At 63.2% G+C, this 16,632-nt stretch carries 14 protein-coding genes and 1 tRNA gene; 12 read left to right on the top strand and 3 right to left on the bottom strand.

All coding sequences use genetic code 11. The features are described from left to right. Window positions 1-358 precede the first annotated feature (358 nt). The gene (locus tag FLM9_RS01090; protein ID WP_074456864.1) at window positions 359-1,129 is read right to left on the bottom strand and encodes a metal ABC transporter permease; all 771 of its coding nucleotides are present in this window, start codon (window positions 1,127-1,129) and stop codon (window positions 359-361) included. Window positions 1,130-1,180: 51 nt separating this feature from the next. Beyond that, a complete protein-coding gene (locus FLM9_RS01085) occupies window positions 1,181-1,885 on the bottom strand; it encodes a metal ABC transporter ATP-binding protein (RefSeq protein WP_074456863.1) in 705 nt (234 codons plus the stop codon). A 126-nt stretch (window positions 1,886-2,011) separates the two neighbouring features. Here FLM9_RS01085 and FLM9_RS01080 point away from each other — a divergent pair, with 126 nt between their 5' ends. From FLM9_RS01080 to FLM9_RS01025, 12 genes are all read left to right on the top strand, one after another. After that, a complete protein-coding gene (locus FLM9_RS01080) occupies window positions 2,012-3,124 on the top strand; it encodes a metal ABC transporter substrate-binding protein (RefSeq protein WP_074456862.1) in 1,113 nt (370 codons plus the stop codon). Between the two features lie 57 nt (window positions 3,125-3,181). After that, on the top strand, window positions 3,182-4,090 hold the full coding sequence (locus tag FLM9_RS01075; RefSeq protein WP_218969713.1) for a DNA-methyltransferase: 909 nt from the start codon (window positions 3,182-3,184) through the stop codon (window positions 4,088-4,090). 310 nt (window positions 4,091-4,400) lie between these two features. Then, window positions 4,401-4,865, top strand: coding sequence for a hypothetical protein (locus FLM9_RS08460; RefSeq protein WP_074456860.1), 465 nt, complete (start codon window positions 4,401-4,403; stop codon window positions 4,863-4,865). 348 nt (window positions 4,866-5,213) lie between these two features. Further along, window positions 5,214-5,948 (top strand): DUF4079 domain-containing protein, encoded by a 735-nt coding sequence (locus tag FLM9_RS01065; protein WP_074456859.1) that lies wholly within the window; start codon window positions 5,214-5,216, stop codon window positions 5,946-5,948. A 29-nt stretch (window positions 5,949-5,977) separates the two neighbouring features. Next, window positions 5,978-8,149, top strand: a complete 2,172-nt coding sequence (locus FLM9_RS01060) for a glycosyltransferase family 2 protein (protein ID WP_074456858.1) — start codon at window positions 5,978-5,980, stop codon at window positions 8,147-8,149. An 83-nt stretch (window positions 8,150-8,232) separates the two neighbouring features. After that, window positions 8,233-8,412 carry a hypothetical protein gene (locus FLM9_RS01055; RefSeq protein WP_074456857.1) on the top strand — a complete coding sequence of 60 codons (180 nt, stop codon included), beginning with the start codon at window positions 8,233-8,235 and terminating at the stop codon, window positions 8,410-8,412. A 34-nt stretch (window positions 8,413-8,446) separates the two neighbouring features. Next, a tRNA-Thr gene (locus FLM9_RS01050) sits at window positions 8,447-8,518 on the top strand. A gap of 28 nt (window positions 8,519-8,546) precedes the next feature. Continuing rightward, a complete protein-coding gene (locus FLM9_RS01045; protein ID WP_074456865.1) occupies window positions 8,547-12,149 on the top strand; it encodes a hydantoinase B/oxoprolinase family protein in 3,603 nt (1,200 codons plus the stop codon). A 45-nt stretch (window positions 12,150-12,194) separates the two neighbouring features. After that, window positions 12,195-13,304: a glycosyltransferase gene (locus FLM9_RS01040; RefSeq protein ID WP_081340093.1), complete on the top strand. Its 1,110-nt coding sequence runs from the start codon at window positions 12,195-12,197 to the stop codon at window positions 13,302-13,304. Between the two features lie 41 nt (window positions 13,305-13,345). Next, entirely contained in the window at window positions 13,346-14,170 is an 825-nt protein-coding gene (locus FLM9_RS01035) for a sulfite exporter TauE/SafE family protein (protein ID WP_074456855.1), read from the top strand. Window positions 14,171-14,241: 71 nt separating this feature from the next. Then, window positions 14,242-15,948 carry a hypothetical protein gene (locus tag FLM9_RS01030; RefSeq protein ID WP_143324535.1) on the top strand — a complete coding sequence of 569 codons (1,707 nt, stop codon included), beginning with the start codon at window positions 14,242-14,244 and terminating at the stop codon, window positions 15,946-15,948. 168 nt (window positions 15,949-16,116) lie between these two features. Continuing rightward, window positions 16,117-16,434: a transposase gene (locus FLM9_RS01025; RefSeq protein WP_180365253.1), complete on the top strand. Its 318-nt coding sequence runs from the start codon at window positions 16,117-16,119 to the stop codon at window positions 16,432-16,434. A gap of 11 nt (window positions 16,435-16,445) precedes the next feature. Here the strand turns inward: FLM9_RS01025 and FLM9_RS08305 are convergent. Then, the coding region (locus FLM9_RS08305) for a hypothetical protein (RefSeq protein ID WP_218969711.1) at window positions 16,446-16,632 on the bottom strand (187 nt) is incomplete at its 5' end.

Raw genomic sequence — 16,632 nt, 5'->3', positions numbered from 1 at the left:
AAGCCCGTTGTTCGTCCTCCTCGTGCTGAGCACGATTGATTCCAAACGTGCTTTCTCCCTGTGCGCCCCAGCGCCAACTGGGAAGCGGGTCAAACCCCTGCGTCATTGGCTTGGCTGCTCCAATGGAGACATCAGTCTGGATCAGAGCTTAGCTGCCGGTGACTGCGTTGTCGAGGGATTGTGATCAAGGCTGTCCGGGCGAGCATCCCCTGCGAAGCAGGAAACCACCTCGCCCCACCTCTTTTTGTCACTGGTTGCCCCATGGAGGTGACAGAGGTGCTTTTACCTCACCTTGCCATTAGGCACATTTACCTGCCCCCTGGCGAGTTGGAGCAGGGCTTTGCAGGCGGAAGGCAACCTACCCCCTCTGCACCACCACCAACCCCACGCAAAGTACACCAATCAAGGGGCCTGGAGGAAGATTCAGCAGCAGGGCCAACAGGAAGCCGCCAACACTGAGCGCCATGCCGGTCGCGGACGCCCTGAGCACCGCCTGCCTCAGGCTGGTGGCTCCGGCCAGGCCAACCAGGGCGGGCGCACACATCAGACCGATCACCAGCACCACGCCCACGGTGGCCATGCTGCTAACGATCACGAAGGCCGTGATCCCCGCCATGGCCAGTTTCAATGCCCGCAGTGGCAGGCCACTGGCCGCTGCCCCCATGGGATCCACCCCCAAAAACACCAGAGGTTGGTAGCAGGCCGCAAAGAAGAGTCCCTGCAACAGGAGACTGCCCCCGACCTGGAGCAGCTCCACCTGCCGGGTGAGCAGCAGGTCGCCAAACAGGGTGGCCTCCAGGTCCACCCTGACGCCCAGCAGGGGGATCAGTAACACCCCAAGCCCCATGAACCCTGCCAGGACCGTGTTCATCACGGCGCTGTGGTTGGCGGTGTTCTGTCCGGGAACCAGAAGCCGCTCCGCCACAAGGGCGCCCAATAGACCGCTGAGGGATCCGCCCACGCTGGGGGGAAGGCCGAACGCCACAGCCAGGGCCAGGCCCGGCAGAACGGCGTGGGCAATGAGATTGGCCTGCATGACCCGCCCCTGCACAATCAACAGGGCGCCGCTGATGGGACACAGGGCGCCGGTCAACAGGGCCAGCAGCAGGGGCGCAATCCACCAGTTCACGGCAGACTGCCTCTCCGATCAGGCCCCATCCGGATCCCCCGTGTCCAAGGTTCAACCACAGCGATGGTTCCCCATGGTCACGTCATCAAGGGCCTGCCGCACCTGGTCGGGGGTGCCGTCGGCGCGGAGCGACTGGTCCAGCACCAGCACCCGGTCATAGGCGCTCAAGGCGGGACCCCAATCATGGCTGCTCACCAGCAGGGTGAGCCCCGCATCACTCAACTGACGCATCAGACCCAGGAGAAGCTGCCGGGACGGGGGATCAATGGCTGCGCAGGGTTCATCCAGCAGCAACACCTCGGCGGGTTGCACCAGGGTGCGGGCCAGCAGGGCGCGCTGTTGTTGCCCGCCGGAGAGTTGATCAAGACGCTTGCCCGCCATGGCCTCCAGGCCCACCTGCTGTAAGGCCCCGTCCACGTCGCAACAACCAGGACGGGCAGCCGCCAGCCGCCCCAACCCGGCGAACTCCGCCACCGTGATGGGGAAATGCCAGTCGATTTCCCCCTTCTGGGGCATGAGGGCAATCCGTCGCCGACAGCGCCGCACCGGCGCCCCACCCAACTCCACCACCCCGGTGCTGGGCTGGAGTTGTCCCTGCAAGAGATGCAGGAGGGTGGATTTGCCGGCTCCGTTGGGACCCACCAGGGCGGTCAGGCTGCCGGGGCGAAGCCGGAAGGCAATCCGATGGAGGACCCGCTGCCCACCGTACTGGTAGCTGAGACCGCAGGCCCGCAGCCCCGGCACCGCCGGAGGCATCCTCTCCGCAGGTAAGGCGTCCCCTTGGGTGCGTCTTAAAGAGCCCGTTGTCAATTGAGTTGCAATTGAGTCTACATTGATAGTAGCCTGAACGGTGTGCAACGGGCTTGGCGCCCACAAGATTCCATGATGCAGCGTTTGACCGGTTTTACCCTGGCCGTGGTGGTGCTGGGGGGCTTGGCCGCAGGGTGCGGTCGCCTGCAATCATTGCGGTCGTCCGGTCCGGCCGGTGCCGAGGCAGACAATCCCCAGGTGCTGGCGGCCGACGGGGTGCTGTGTGACCTGACCCGCACTCTAGCCACATCGTCCTTCACCGTCCATTGCCTCCTGGCAGGTGAAGAGGATCCCCATACGTTTTCCCTGTCCCCGGAGCAGCGGCGCCGCCTGGAGCAGTCCGATCTTGTGCTCATCAACGGCCATGGTCTCACCCCCGTCCTGGCCACCCTTGCCGAAGCGGAAAGGGCTGTGGCCGTGGCGGAGGCCATTGAACTCCCGTCATTGGAGGAGACCGACCCGCTCCCCATGGCCGATCACCATGACGACCATGGGCATGACGACCACCATGAGTTGAGCAACGGCCACAGCCCCGATCCCCACCACGACGACCACCATGACCACGGTGATGTGGACCCCCATGTGTGGCATCACCCCGAAAACACCCAGGCCATGGCCATGGTGGTCACCGAGGAGTTGACCAGGCTGGCGCCGGAAGACGCAACAGCCCTCCGGATGCTGAACCAGGAGGCAATCGCTGTGCTGAAGGACATGGATGCCTGGGCCGAGCAGCAAGTGGAGACCATCCCGTCCCAACAGAGGGTCCTGGCCAGCCGCCACAAGGCGTTCGGGTACTATGCCCAGCGTTACGGCTTCAGGGAGCTGGCGCTTAAGGGCTTCAGCACCACCGAGGCGGTACGGCCAGCCGTGTTGGCTGATCTGCGCCGTGAGTTGGCGGAAGCCAACGTGGTTGTGCTTTTCTCGGAGCAGGACCCGCCTGGTCAGTCTCTGCAGGTGATTTCCCAGCAAAGCGGCATCCCCCTCAGCCCCCGCCACCTGATTGCCGACGGCCTTGGTGCTGGCCAGAGCACCGTGGAAACCTTCGTGGGCAACACCTGCACCATCACCAACGGATTGCAAGGGCAGTGTGACGAGGCCGCAGGGGAAGACCTGTCTAGCCGTTGGCGTGTGCTGGCGGATCATGGTCATTCTACTGCCGATGCTGCCACCAACACGGAAGGCTGATTCAGGTCCCGATCTCGACTGGGGTATCGTCTAAAACTGGTAAGGAGGGGCAAGGTGATGACCATCAACGTTGTTGCTGCACCCCTGTTTCAACAGGATCGTCCCCAGCCGGTACGCCATGTCAGGGCGATGGCGTCTGATCGGGCATTTCACACAATTGAGCAATCCATTCTGATCTGTGGCGATGCTACTCGGGCAATGGGTCTGCTGCCGTCGGGAAGCGTGCAGACCGTCCTGACGTCACCGCCCTATTGGTCACTTCGGGACTATCGCGCTGAAGATCAGATCGGCCGCGACGATGATCTGCAGGACTACATCAACAGCGTCGTCACCATGTTTGCGGCGTTGCGCCGTGTGCTCCGAGACGACGGCACTGTATGGCTGAATATCGGCGATGCCTTTACCTCCGGGAACAGGCGGTACCGCGCCCCTGATCGCAAGAACCGTGCCCGCGCCATGGGCGTGCGGCCACCGACGCCGGACGGACTCAAAGCCAAGGACCTGATCGGACTGCCTTGGCGTCTTGCGTTCGCACTCCAGCATGACGGATGGTGGCTCCGCAGCGAAGTTATTTGGTACAAGACGAATGCGCACCCCGAGTCGGTGCGGGACAGGCCCACTAAGGCCCACGAAACCATCTTCCTGCTCTCCAAGAGCCAGGACTATCATTATGATGTTCACGCCGTTCCCGGGTCAGGCGGCAGGCGTCTGCGCACCGTCTGGACCATTCCCACTGAGCCGGTCAAGCGGAGTGACGATCACGCCGACGACCACCCGGCCATGATGCCCATGAGCCTTGCCATTCGCTGCCTGTCCATTACCGGAAGGTCAAATGGCGTCGTGCTGGACCCCTATGCCGGAGCGGGGACAACCCTGTTGGCAGCAGAGCAACTTGGGCAACGCTGGGTCGGTGTCGAGATCAAGTCGTCTTTCGTGGACTTGATTGAGCAGCGCCTCGCACGATGACACTGGAAGAGATCAAGTCCAAGCTGGACAGTCTGTCACCCGTCAAGGTGTCATTCGTCACCAAAGTCATTGAGGCCTTGGCGAACCCACCAGCATTGAATGTCCGGTCTGCTGGAACATGGCTGACCGAAAAACCGGACTGGACGGAGTATTTCGGGCTGGCCTTGTCGGTTCACCACGGGGCCACCACAGAGCCGTTGTGGCTGACCGCATTCGAGACTGTCTTCAGGAACGCATGCGAGCATATGGGTTGGAACGTGCCGCCGCCAGAATCACAGACACAGCGATTTATTGACATGACCGTAAGCCCGTGTCCCGGCATGACGCTGCATCTTTCATTGAAATCAACCGCGGCAAAGAACCTGTCAAAAACCTCGCTCCATATCTCCAAGCTGACAGAAGCGCCTGGATTCAGGACATTCGCAAGGCATCTCAAAGACGTTTCGAGACGATCAAGCTGTTTCGGGTATACCGTCAGGCCGTCTCGCACATCATCATGCTCCGCGCCTTCCGAGACAAGCAGGAAGCGCCCCCATATCTGTATCAGCTTGTTGAAGTCCCAGTCAGCATCTTTAACTCCATCGAAGATGCTCCGGTAGAGGCATTCGCGAGCGATGGGCCACGGGTGCCCTGCATGGTTGACGGCAAACAGGTTGCGACGGTGGCGCTGGACCGCTCCGATGCCAAGATCACGGCAAGCGGGATCAGGCTGTCGGCGTGCATCGTTCATGCAGAGTGGCAAAAACAGGAAGAAAGCCAACGACCCAGGAAATAAGGCCGAAGCGCTGTTGGCGCTTCGGCCAGCCGTGTTGTGGGGCAATCCCCACCCCGTAGAGGCTTTTGTTAGCAACGGTTGCCGCATCCCGCCGTCCATGCTTGGGTCTGTTTCCGCCTGATTGGCCATGACCCTGGATCAACTGCTCACAACTGCGGTCAGCGTCTTCACAGCGTCCGTTGTCCTGACCCTCTGGCGGGCCTCCACCACAATGGGATCCACCAGTCGCTGACTCCCCCTTCAGGAGACACACAAATCCGGCCTCCGGTGCTGCATCCCTGCTTAATGGGTCGGACCCGTAAGGCAGTCTACCGTGGGAGGCGTGAACTGTCTCCCCTCAGCGCGTCCATGGAGTTTGCTGACTGGCTCTGGATCCTTCATCCAGCCCTTGCCGTGGCCTTCATCTATCCCCTCATTGGTGTGGTGATGCACCTTGGTGGACAAACCCGACATCGTCGGGTGGACCACGTCAAGTTGACGCCCACCGTGGCCCGTGATCACCAGGATTTGGGCAAGTGGTTGACCACAGGAGTGGTAATGATCGTCTTGGTGGCCATCACAGTGTCCATCCTCACCAAATCCTTTTGGTCCGACCCCGGCCAGCAGGCGCTGCGGGCCTATTCCCTGCTTCTGGCGCTGGCTGGCACAGTTGTTGCGCTGCTGGTGCTCTGGCGTGTCCGACAGCGCTGGCAGCGTATCCTTTTTGCGCTGCTCACCTGGGCAGGGGTGCTGGGCCTCGGCGCCCAACCTGAGGTGTGGCACGTCAGCGACGATCCCCGCACCTTTGCGTTCTGGACATCCCACTATTGGACGGGTGTGGGGCTGGTGGCCCTGATGCTGTTCTCCATGGCCATCAGACCGGAGGTTGTCCGCCGCCTGGCTTGGCGGCGTGTGCATCTGGCCACCGTTGTGGTGGCGGCAATTCTGTTTGTGGTGCAAGGAATCAGCGGGTCCAAGGATCTGCTGGAGATCCCCCTGGGCTGGCAGAAACCAGCGATCTATCAATGTGACTTCAATGCCCGCCGCTGCCCAGACGCTGAGCAGGCCAGGCTGGAGCCCACGTTCATGCACCCTGTGGGCTGAGCACTGCTGTGCAGTTGGCACTGGCCCCTATGCATCCATCCCCCGGCTCCTTTGCCCTGAACCTGCTGCCCACCCTGCTGGTGGTGCTCACCTGCTGCTGGCTCACCCGGCGCCCCGAAGCCCAATGCCGCCCATGGCGGCGCCGCTTGGCCATTGTGCTGATCATCAGCCTGGCGGCCCGTTATCTCCTCTGGCGGGTGTTGTTTGGCTTGAACCAGCAGTCCCCCATGGCGCTGGGCTTGAGTTGGCTGCTGCTGGCCTGCGAAGGCTGGTTGATCCTGACGGGCCTCCTGCAGATTGGCCTGTCATTCTCGGGGCGCAGGGATCACACCGCCGCTGCAAAGGACGGCGAAGCCCGGCTGCAACAGTGGCCCAGCCCCCCCACGGTGGACGTGTTGATTCCCTGCTGTGGCGAACCCCTGGCGTTGCTGGAGCGCACCATCATCGCCTGCTGCCGCCTGGACTACCCCGCCAAGACGGTTTGGCTACTGGATGACGGCCCTGAACAGGGGGAGACAGATCCCCAGGGGCATGGTTCTCCTCGGCAACGCTGTGCCCTGGCCCAGAGCCTGGGGGCCCGCTACCACCGCCGCCACGGACGCCAGGACGCCAAAGCAGGGAATCTCAATGCGGTATTGCCCCATTGCCGTGGGGAGTTGCTGGCGGTGTTTGACGCCGACATGGTGCCCCAGCCCCAATTCCTGCGCCGCACTGTCGGGCTGTTCCTGCGGGAATCCCGGCTGGGGTTTGTACAAACGCCCCAGAGCTACATGACCCCGGACCCGCTGATGCGCAACCTGGCCATGGAAGACTGGCTGCTGCCGGACGAGGAAAGTTTTTACCGGTGGATTGAGCCGGTGCGGGACAGTGTGGGGGCCGTGGTCTGTGCCGGCACGTCCTTCCTGATGAGGCGACGGGCCCTGGATCAAGTGGGTGGATTTTCCACCGATAGCCTTTCCGAAGACCTGGCCACCGGCATTCGGCTCATTGCCCTGGGCTGGCAAGGGCTTTTTTTGCCCGAGAAGCTCAGCGCCGGGCTGGCCGCACCAGGTGTGGCGGACTTTGCCCGGCAGCGGTTGCGCTGGTGCCGTGGCACGCTGCAAACCCTGCGCAGTCCCCGGGGACCCCTGCGCATCTCCGGCCTCGGCTGGCTCCAACGGCTGGCGTTCCTGGAAGGGGCGCTGCACTGGTTCAATGCCATCCCCCGACTCGTGTTGCTGGTGTTGCCCCTGAGCACGGGCCTTCTGGGGATTCTGCCCATCAATCTGAACGGCGCCAGCTTCCTGATGGTGTTTTTGCCCTACTGGCTCAGCCTGCTGCTGTTGGTCAGTTGGCTCAACCGTGAATCCCGCTCCGCCCTGCTGCCGGAACTCTACAGTTGGCTGCTGACACCGGTGCTGGCCTGGGCTGTGGTGCAGACCCTGTTGGCCCCCCGTTGGCGCCCCGGCTTCCGGGTCACCTCCAAAACACTGCAACGCCCCCAATTCCGCTGGGCCTGGAGTTTGGTGCTGCCCATTCTGGTGCTCTTCGTCCTCAACGGCTGGAACCTCCTGGGGCTGCTGTCCGTCCTGCCCCCCAGCCCGGCCATGGCTACCATGCTCAGCCAGCAGCAGGCGGAGGGGAATCGGTTCGTGGGACTCCTCTGGAGTGGTCTGAACCTGGTCGGTTTGCTGACGGCCCTCAGGGCTTGCCTGGATCCGCCCCGCACCAGTGGACTGCCCACGTTTCGGGTGCGCTGGCCCGCACGACTCTCAGCAGGGGACGGCGGCACGGTTCACCACGTGCAGGTGTGCCGCATCAACGAGCAGGAGGTGGTGGTGGAGCCCAAGACAGCTCTGACGCCCGGCGACGGTGGGCACTTGGCCATGGAAGCTGCCGTAGGAGCCGGGCAGGCCTCCCCCGTTCTGAAGGTGACCGCTGGGGCAACACCCGGCCATGGCCGCCTGCTCCCCCAGAACCAGCACCAGCGCCGCGACTGGCTCCACTGGCTCTATGCCACGCCGGGGCGCTGGCATGACCCCACCGCACCCGTGGAATGGCAGGCCATGTTGGCCCTTCTGCGGCGCCTGCTCTGGTGGCGCGACCATCCCACAGGCCTGTTTATCCCTCTACCCAACTCCAATTCCAACTTGAACTTGGATTCCCCATGTGCCATCCATCAGCCGCCTTCTCTGAAGGCCCCTGGCCCACAATCCCCGTGACCCCACTATTCTGGAAAAGAATGCCCGTGTGTCAACCTGCCTCCTTGCTGCCTTGCACTTAAACTTGACGACGGATTGCAATCATGCCCCTCATTCCCCGCTGGCGTTTCATGACTAGTGAAGCCAAAGCCCTGGTTCGCACCATGGGGATCTCCATTATCCTGCTTGTGGTGGTCCTGGTGGTGTTCCGCACCCTTGTCGGCCTGCTGTGGCCCATGGTGCTGGTGGGTTTTTTACTCTGGTTGCTGTTGTTCAGGCGTTGAGGAGGTGGTTTAGGATTCAAGCCTCCTGGTCCAGGCCGGCATAGCTCAGTGGCAGAGCAGCGCTTTTGTAAAGCGAAGGTCGTCGGTTCAAATCCGTCTGCCGGCTTCTCGCAGCAGTGGTCCGGGTGAGTGACGTGGCCCAACATCAATGGCGGTTCTGGATTGACCGGGGGGGCACGTTCACCGACATCGTGGCCAGGACCCCGGACGGCAGCCTCAAAACCCGTAAACTGCTCTCCGAGCATCCCCGGCAATCCCTGGACGCACCGGTGCAGGGCATTCGCGAGATGCTGAATCTCGGCCCAGGGGACCCCATTCCCTCCCGGGCCATTGCCGAGGTGAGGATGGGCACCACCGTGGCCACCAATGCCTTGCTGGAGCGCAAGGGCGAGCGGGTTGCCCTGGCCATTACCCGTGGGTTTCGCCATGCCCTGGCCATTGGCCACCAGGCCCGGCCCCGCCTGTTCGACCTGGAGATTCGCCGGCCCGAGTTGCTCTACACCCAGGTGGTGGAGATTGAAGAACGCATTGATGCCCAGGGCCAGGTCGTCCGCCCCCTGAATCACCACCAGACCCGCGCCACCCTTCAGGCGGTCTATGACGCGGGGATTCGCACCCTGGCCATCGTGTTGCTCCACAGCTACCGCGCCCCGGCCCATGAACAGACCTGCGGGGTCATTGCTGCGGACATCGGCTTCCGTCACGTCTCCCTCAGCCACCGGGTGAGCCCTTTGATCAAGGTGGTGGGGCGCGGCGAGACCACCGTTGTGGACGCCTATCTCTCCCCGCTCCTGCGGCGTTACGTGGACCACCTAGCGGCAGAGCTGGGGGATGTTCCCCTGCTGTTCATGCAATCTAACGGGGGCTTGGCGGCAGCACGGCAGTTTCAAGGGAAGGATGCCATCCTTTCCGGCCCTGCCGCGGGTGTGGTGGGGGCTGTGGCGGTAACCAAGGCTGCGGGGTTCGGTCCCCCCATGATCAGCTTCGACATGGGAGGCACCTCCACGGACGTGAGCCTTTGCCACGGGGAGTACAGCCGCAGCCTGGAGGCCCAGGTGGCCGGTGTCCGTCTCCAGACGCCCATGTTGAACATCCATACGGTGGCGGCGGGCGGGGGCTCCATCTGTTCCTTTGCCCAGGGGCGTTACCAGGTGGGGCCGGACAGCGCCGGCGCCGATCCAGGCCCGGCCTGCTACGGTCGTGGCGGTCCCCTCACGGTGACGGACTGCAACTTGGTCCTGGGCAAGTTGCAGCCCCAGCACTGTCCTTCCGTGTTTGGCCCCGACCGCCAGTCGGCCCTGGATCCGGAGGCGGCCCGTGAAAAGCTGGCGGCCATGGCTGCCGCCGTTGCCCAAGCCACGGGACAACCCCAATCCCTGGTGGCTGTGGCAACGGGCTTCATCACCGTTGCCGTGGAGACCATGGCCAAAGCCATGAAGACCATCTCCCTGGAGCGGGGCTGCGAGGTGCGGCGCGCCACCCTCTGCGGGTTTGGGGGCGCCGCCGGGCAACATGCCTGCCTGGTGGCAGACGTGTTGGGCATTCGCCGCATCCTGTTCCACCCCCTGGCCGGTGTGTTGTCCGCCTATGGGTTGGGCCAGGCCGCAATTCGCGCCCTGCGGCAGCAGTCCCTGAATTGCCCCCTGGACAACCGGTTGGAACAACCCGTGGCGGCCACCCTGGATCACCTGGCCCAAGCCGCCCGGCAGGCGGTGGCCAGCCAGGGCGTCCATCCCACGCGGATCACCGTCCAGCGCCGTCTTCACCTGCGCTACGACGGCTCCGATACCGCCCTGGAGGTGCAGGCTGGCAGTCCAGCCGCCATGGTGGAGGAGTTCAGGCGTCACCACCAGCAGCGCTACGGCTTCTTGATGGAGAACAAGCCGTTGATCGTTGCCACGGCGGCGGTAGAAGCCGTTGGCCATGCCCAGCCCCTGGCTCAACTCCGCCAGGACCGTAAGGCAGCCCAGTCTGCCAATCCCATCAACAGCGTGGTGATGGTTCTCAACGGTCGCCCCCACATGGCGCCCGTCTATGACCGGACCAGACTCCAGGCCGGTGTTGTTCTGTCGGGACCCGCGTTGATCAGTGAGGTCGTGGCCACAACCGTTGTGGAGCCAGGCTGGCAAGCCCAATGTACCGACCAGGGCAATCTGATCCTGAAAAGAACAGGCGCCAAAGCGGAGGGTCCTGTCAGTGCTGCGGAGGTGGATCCGATGATGTTGGAAGTGTTCCACAATCGCTATATGTCCATTGCCGAACAGATGGGCGTCACGCTGCAAAATACAGCGTCTTCCGTGAACATCAAGGAGCGCTGCGATTTTTCCTGTGCCGTCTTTGATGCCCGCGGCAATCTGGTGGCCAATGCTCCCCACCTGCCCGTTCATCTGGGTTCCATGTCCGAGAGTGTGCGGCAGGTGGTGCAGGCCCAGGGAGCCCGCATGAAACCCGGTGATGTTTACGTCCTCAACAGCCCCTATCTCGGTGGCACCCATCTGCCGGATATCACGGTGATTACCCCTGTCTTTGATTCACCAGGATGGGAGGTTCTGTTTTATGTGGGCAATCGGGGACACCATGCGGATGTGGGGGGGATTTCCCCCGGCTCCATGCCTCCTAACTCCCGCTCTATTCTGGAAGAGGGCGTGATCATTCCCGTCACCAGGATTGTAGAGGCGGGACGCTTTCAAGAGCAAACCATGCGGGCTATCCTCAACAGTGGACCCTATCCTGTCCGCAATCCCGATCAAAACATTGCCGATTTACAAGCCCAAGTTGCTGCCAATGCCTGCGGCGTGGCGGAGTTACAACAGCTTGTGGAGGAATTTCAACTGGCCACTGTTCAAGACTACATGGGCCATGTGCAAGCCAACGCCGAGGAGTCTGTCCGCCAGGTGATCTGTTCCCTAAACAGTAGTCAATTCTCCTATGAATTGGATAACGGCGCCAGAATTCAAGTCACGGTGTCTGTTGATCATCAACAACGCAGCGCCGTTGTGGACTTCACCGGCAGCAGTCCCCAGTTGGACAATAATTTCAATGCCCCAACGGCCATCACCAGGGCCGTGGTGCTCTACGTGTTTCGCACGTTGGTGAAGGCCAATATCCCCCTCAATGAAGGTTGTCTCAAGCCCATCACCGTTGTGGTGTCCCAACCCTCCATGTTGGCGCCCCGGGATCCGGCCGCGGTGGTAGCGGGGAACGTGGAAACCAGTCAAGCCTTGACCGATGCCCTCTATGGCGCCTTGGGGGTGATGGCCGCAGCCCAGGGCACCATGAATAACCTCAGCTTCGGCAACACCCATCACCAGTACTACGAAACCATTGGCGGCGGCTCCGGCGCTGGACCGGGGTTTGCCGGGGCCGCCGCCGTGCAAACTCACATGACCAACTCCCGCCTCACAGATCCCGAGGTGTTGGAATCCCGGTTCCCGGTGCGGGTGGAGTGTTTTGAGATCCGCGAGGGCTCCGGCGGCGCCGGTCGCCATCGCGGTGGGGATGGGGCCCGCCGCCGCCTGCGCTTTCTGGAGCCCATGGAGGTGATGATCCTGGCCAACCGCCGCCGCATCCCCCCCTACGGCTGTGCCGGTGGCAGCCCCGGCGCCCTCGGCCGCAACTGGCTGGAGCGCGCCAGTGGGGAGACCGTTCCGCTGGGAAGCTGTGATCGGGTGCAGGCCCAGGCGGGGGACATGGTGGTCATTGAAACACCCGGTGGGGGCGGGTATGGAGCCCCTTGAAACGGCAGCTAAAATCCTCCCGACCCCATGGAGGCGCCAGGAGCCATGCGTATTCTCGTTGTCTCCACTGCTGTAGGACCCATTGGTCAGGGCCGTGGCGGCGGGGTGGAGGTGACCGTTGGCTCCCTTGTGCGTGGCCTGGTGGATCGGGGGCACCAGCTCATGGTGCTGGCGCCGGAAGGGTCAGAGCCATGTGGGTGCCCCCTGCGCACCGTAGCCGGACAACTCCAGCCCCCCTGGCAACAGCAGTCGCGGGATGCCCCCATCGTGCAGCCGCCCCACGGCGTACTGGCCAACCTGTGGCGCGAGGCCTGGGCTTTGCAGGCCGGCCACCATGTGGTGCTGAACCTGGGTTACGACTGGCTGCCCCTCTGGCTTGGCCCCTGCTTTACCACCCCCGTCCTCCACTTGATCAGCATGGGCAGCCTGAGCCAGGCCATGGACCAGGCCGTTGCCGACGTGGCCCGCACCCACCACGGGCGCCTGGCCTTTCACAGCAGGAGCCAGATGGAAAGCTTCGGCATCCGCCATGGCGTGGTTGTGGGCAATGGTTTTGACCTGAACACGTATCGCTTTGTCCAGGAGCCGGAGCCGCTCCTGGGCTGGGTGGGACGCATTGCACCGGAAAAGGGCCTTGGGGACGCCGCCGCGGCAGCCGCCGCATTGCACAGGCCGCTGGCCGTGTGGGGCCGTGTGGAGGACCCCGCCTACAAGGCCCGGGTGGTGGCGGACCATCCCACCTGTGATTTCCGCTGGCAAGGATTTCTGCCTCCCTTGCAGTTGCGCCAGGAGCTGGGACGCTGCGCAGTGCTACTGATGACGCCCCGCTGGCAGGAAGCTTTTGGCAACGGGGTGGTGGAGGCCATGGCGTGTGGTGTGCCCGTGGTGGCCTACCGACGGGGCGGCCCCCAAGAAACCGTTGACCATGGCCTCACAGGATTCCTGGTGGAGCCTGGCCGGGTGGCAGAGTTGGCCGCCATGGTGGAGAAGGCGTACCGCTTAGACCGCCACAGGATTCGCCGCCGCTGCCAGGAGCGCTTTGCCGTTACCCCGTTTGCCCAGCGCCTGGAGGACTGGATCCTGGCTGCCCTGCGCCAGGATTCAGCCAAGGGAGCTGCAGGGAACGGCAACCTTGCTAAAGGACCACACCTATGACCGTTATGATCTGGGTACACTGCTGCTGAAGCCCGAGCCCCATGCCGACTCTCCTAGCAGAGCTCACCTGGCAGGAGTTGGCAGCGTTGTTGAGCATGGGCGGGCTGGCAGGCTTTTGCGCGGGGCTGTTGGGGATTGGCGGTGGCCTGATTGTTGTGCCGGGTCTGCTGCTGTTGCTGAGCTACCATGGCTACCCCGCCGATGTTGTCCCGCTCATGGCGGCTGGCACCAGCTTGTGCCTGATGATGTTCACCGCCACAGGTTCAGCCCTGTCCCATTTGCGTCAAGGGACCATTCGTTTGGCCGTGCTGCGCAGGTTGCTGCCTTGGGTGGTGGCGGCGGAGTTGTTGGGGGTCCTCCTGGCCGGCATCATCAACGCTCACATCTTCGAGACCTTCTTTGGCCTCTTGGTGATGGTGTTAGCCGTGGATTTGCTGTGCCGCTCTGTCCCGCCCGTGTCCCCTGCCTCTTCCACCATGGACCATCCCATGGCGCTGACGATGGTGATGGGCAGTGCCATCGGCTTGAAAAGCGGCTTGTTCGGCGTTGGGGGTGGCGCCTTGGCGATCCCCTATTTCAATTGGCTCGGCCTTGCCCCCCGTGAAGTGGTGGGCACCACGGCCCTGCTCACATGGCCCGTGGCCGTTGTGGGGGCACTGGCCTATGGCTTCAATCCACTTCCCGTGGACCATGACCTGACGGGTGTTGTGGGCAGTGTGTATTGGCTGGGGGTTCTGGTGATGATTCCAGCCACCGTGGTGATGGCCCCCCTGGGTGCCAAGCTCTGCCGGATCTTTCCCCAGGACCAGCTCCGTCGGGTCTTCGGTGTCTTTCTGATGGTGGTTGGCGTGCGAATTCTGCTGTAAGGGGATCCTGGCGTCTGGCGAGGACGCCTGCTTCAATGCGGTTGCAACCGTTGCTTGCAGGACGCCCCACCTTGGGTCAGTACCCGCGTCAACCCCGTGATTTGCCTGCCAGGGACCGGGTGGGCGCCCGGCTCAAGCACAGGCGCCACACCAGAACTGCCCTGAAACCAGGCCACGCCAGGAGGGTCCCTGTCCGGACATGGCCGTTGGTGGGCATTGTGGGGATATCTGCCGTCGCCGTTGGCGCTCTCGTTGTCCTGGCTCCAACCCTGACCGATAACGGGGACACTTGGCAGAACCAGGACTGGCCTCCCCAGGACACCGGGGTGGCGGAGCCCCTGCGGGTCGCCCTGGACGGGGAGCACTTCTACCAGTTGGACCTGGATCCTCGACAGGTGGAGTTCGGTCTTTTGCGGGGCTGGGATCGCGAACAGGAGGCGTTTGCGGATCCTGATGCCCTGGCCTTCATCTCGGGTCCCATGTATGAGCGCTACTACTGGCCCGACCCCAGACTGGAGCAGATCATTGACCAGACGGTGCAGCCCAGCAGTCCTCACCGGGCCAAAGACCAGGGCTACACCGTTCCCCTGGGCGACCTGAAGTTTGGTCCCGAGATCTGGCGGGGTCTGAATCGGGCCGCCGCTGGCCAGAGGGCCTTCATCGGCATTGACGATGCCGGTGAGGTGACCTTTGGCTACGGAGAACTGACGGCAAAGCGGGCACGCACCTACGAAACGTTCATTGGCGGCCTTCACGTGCTCTACAACGACCTGCAGCCGGTGCAGCCGGGCTACCAGGGGGCCTACAGCAAGGGAATGGGGCAAAAGATCCGCTATTACCTGCCCCGGATCCGGTTAGTCATCGGGCTGCGGCCGGACCGGCGCCTGGAAGTGCTCATGAGCAAGGACGGCCTCACCCTGGAAGAAACCCAGGAACTGAGCCGCAAGCGGGGACTGGTTGCCGCCTACCTCCCTGACCATGCTTCCAAAAGCCGCTTCATTGTGCCCGGCGTCAAAGGTTTCTCTGAAGAAGACGCCAACTGGATCAGCGGTGGATCCACCAGCTACGTGCATGTGCCCTACATGATTCGCGTCAGCCGCCGCCGCCAAACCCGTGCCGTTGAGCAGAGACCCCCCATTGCCCTGGCTCCCGCCCCCCGAGACGCTAGTTGTGACGGCCCATTCAGTTGTGCAAGGCAGGGGGTACTTTGGGCTGGAGATCGGTCTCTTTCCGGGCTCAACCGCCTCATGGGGGCTGTGCTGGGAGGGGGCTCTCTGCCGGAGCCACCCATCACGGCCGATCCCCGCGCCGCCCAGCTGAAGTCTCTACCGTCCGGAACCGTGGCGTCTTCCGCCCCAGACGACCTGAACCTCCCCGGGGACCAGCCTGTGGATCTGGCCTGGGCACCCAATCCGGACCGGGGACCGGCCCGTCACCTCAGGTCTGAGACAATCACCACCCCGGCAATGGTGCAGGACGACATGGCGGAGCCGATTGTGGTGCCTCAGGATGCGGATGAAGACTTTTGGAATCGCTCCCTGCCGCCATCCTTACCGGCCCTGGATCCGGGCCGGGGGCTTGGGGCTGCCGCGCCGCTGCCAAAACTTGAACTGAGTCGGGCCACGGCAGGGGATGAGCCGTTACCAAAGCTGCCCTCGATCCATGTTGCCAGCGGGGAAGAGGTGACCAGCACCCGGTATTTTCCGCCACCACCCGCACTGGACATGGTTGTGGATGCTCCGCCCACCATTCCCCGTCTTGACCTGGGACGCGAATAAGGCGTTAAGCAGGCCTGATGGTTCCAGGCTCCAGGCCTGGCGTTGGGCGGTTAGCGGGGGTAGGCAAGCGGTTTTCAAGCAGGCAGTCCACCTTGGCCTCCACTTGCTCTCCTCTGGTGGCCAGCACCTGAGAACGGGCAAGCTCTCCCTCACAGAATGCACTTCGTCATGGTGCTCCTTCACGTCTCGGCCTGCAAGGATTTCAAGCATTTCCGGCGTTACGGCTTTTCAAAAGAGGACCGGGACTGCTTCGCAGAACTCCCCAGCTACAGCCGGTTTGTGAGCCTGAGGCTCCGCCTCCTGCTGCCGTTTGACCTGCTGCTTCATTGGTTTTGCAGCCAGAAGACCAGCATCTACTTTGCCGCCAGCGCCAGGCTGACCGTCCGCCACAATGCGCGCATCAGCCGCAACAGGGTCTTCAAAGAACTGGCCAAGCGTGGCCGCAGCACCATCAGCGTCCTTCAGGGGGGAGAAGAAGCCAAGTAACAAACTGTAAATTATCCCATGAGGTGATGTAGACAATGGGAAAGACATCGCATAGAGCGAGAAGCAAACCCATCAGGTTCCCGCAACCGGACAGTGAGCATGGCCTGTCGGCCCAGCTCACCCAGTCCTGGGGCGCTACCCTGTCCGGCGGCATGGAGGCGTTGCTGCAGCGCCGCAGCATGGCGGACCTTGCCGTCA

It is taken from the genome of Candidatus Synechococcus spongiarum, assembly GCF_900047545.1.
Classification (GTDB): domain Bacteria; phylum Cyanobacteriota; class Cyanobacteriia; order PCC-6307; family Cyanobiaceae; genus Synechococcus_B; species Synechococcus_B spongiarum_C.
Note: the sequence above shows the minus strand (reverse complement) of the source record. Positions and strands in the feature narration are given on the sequence as shown.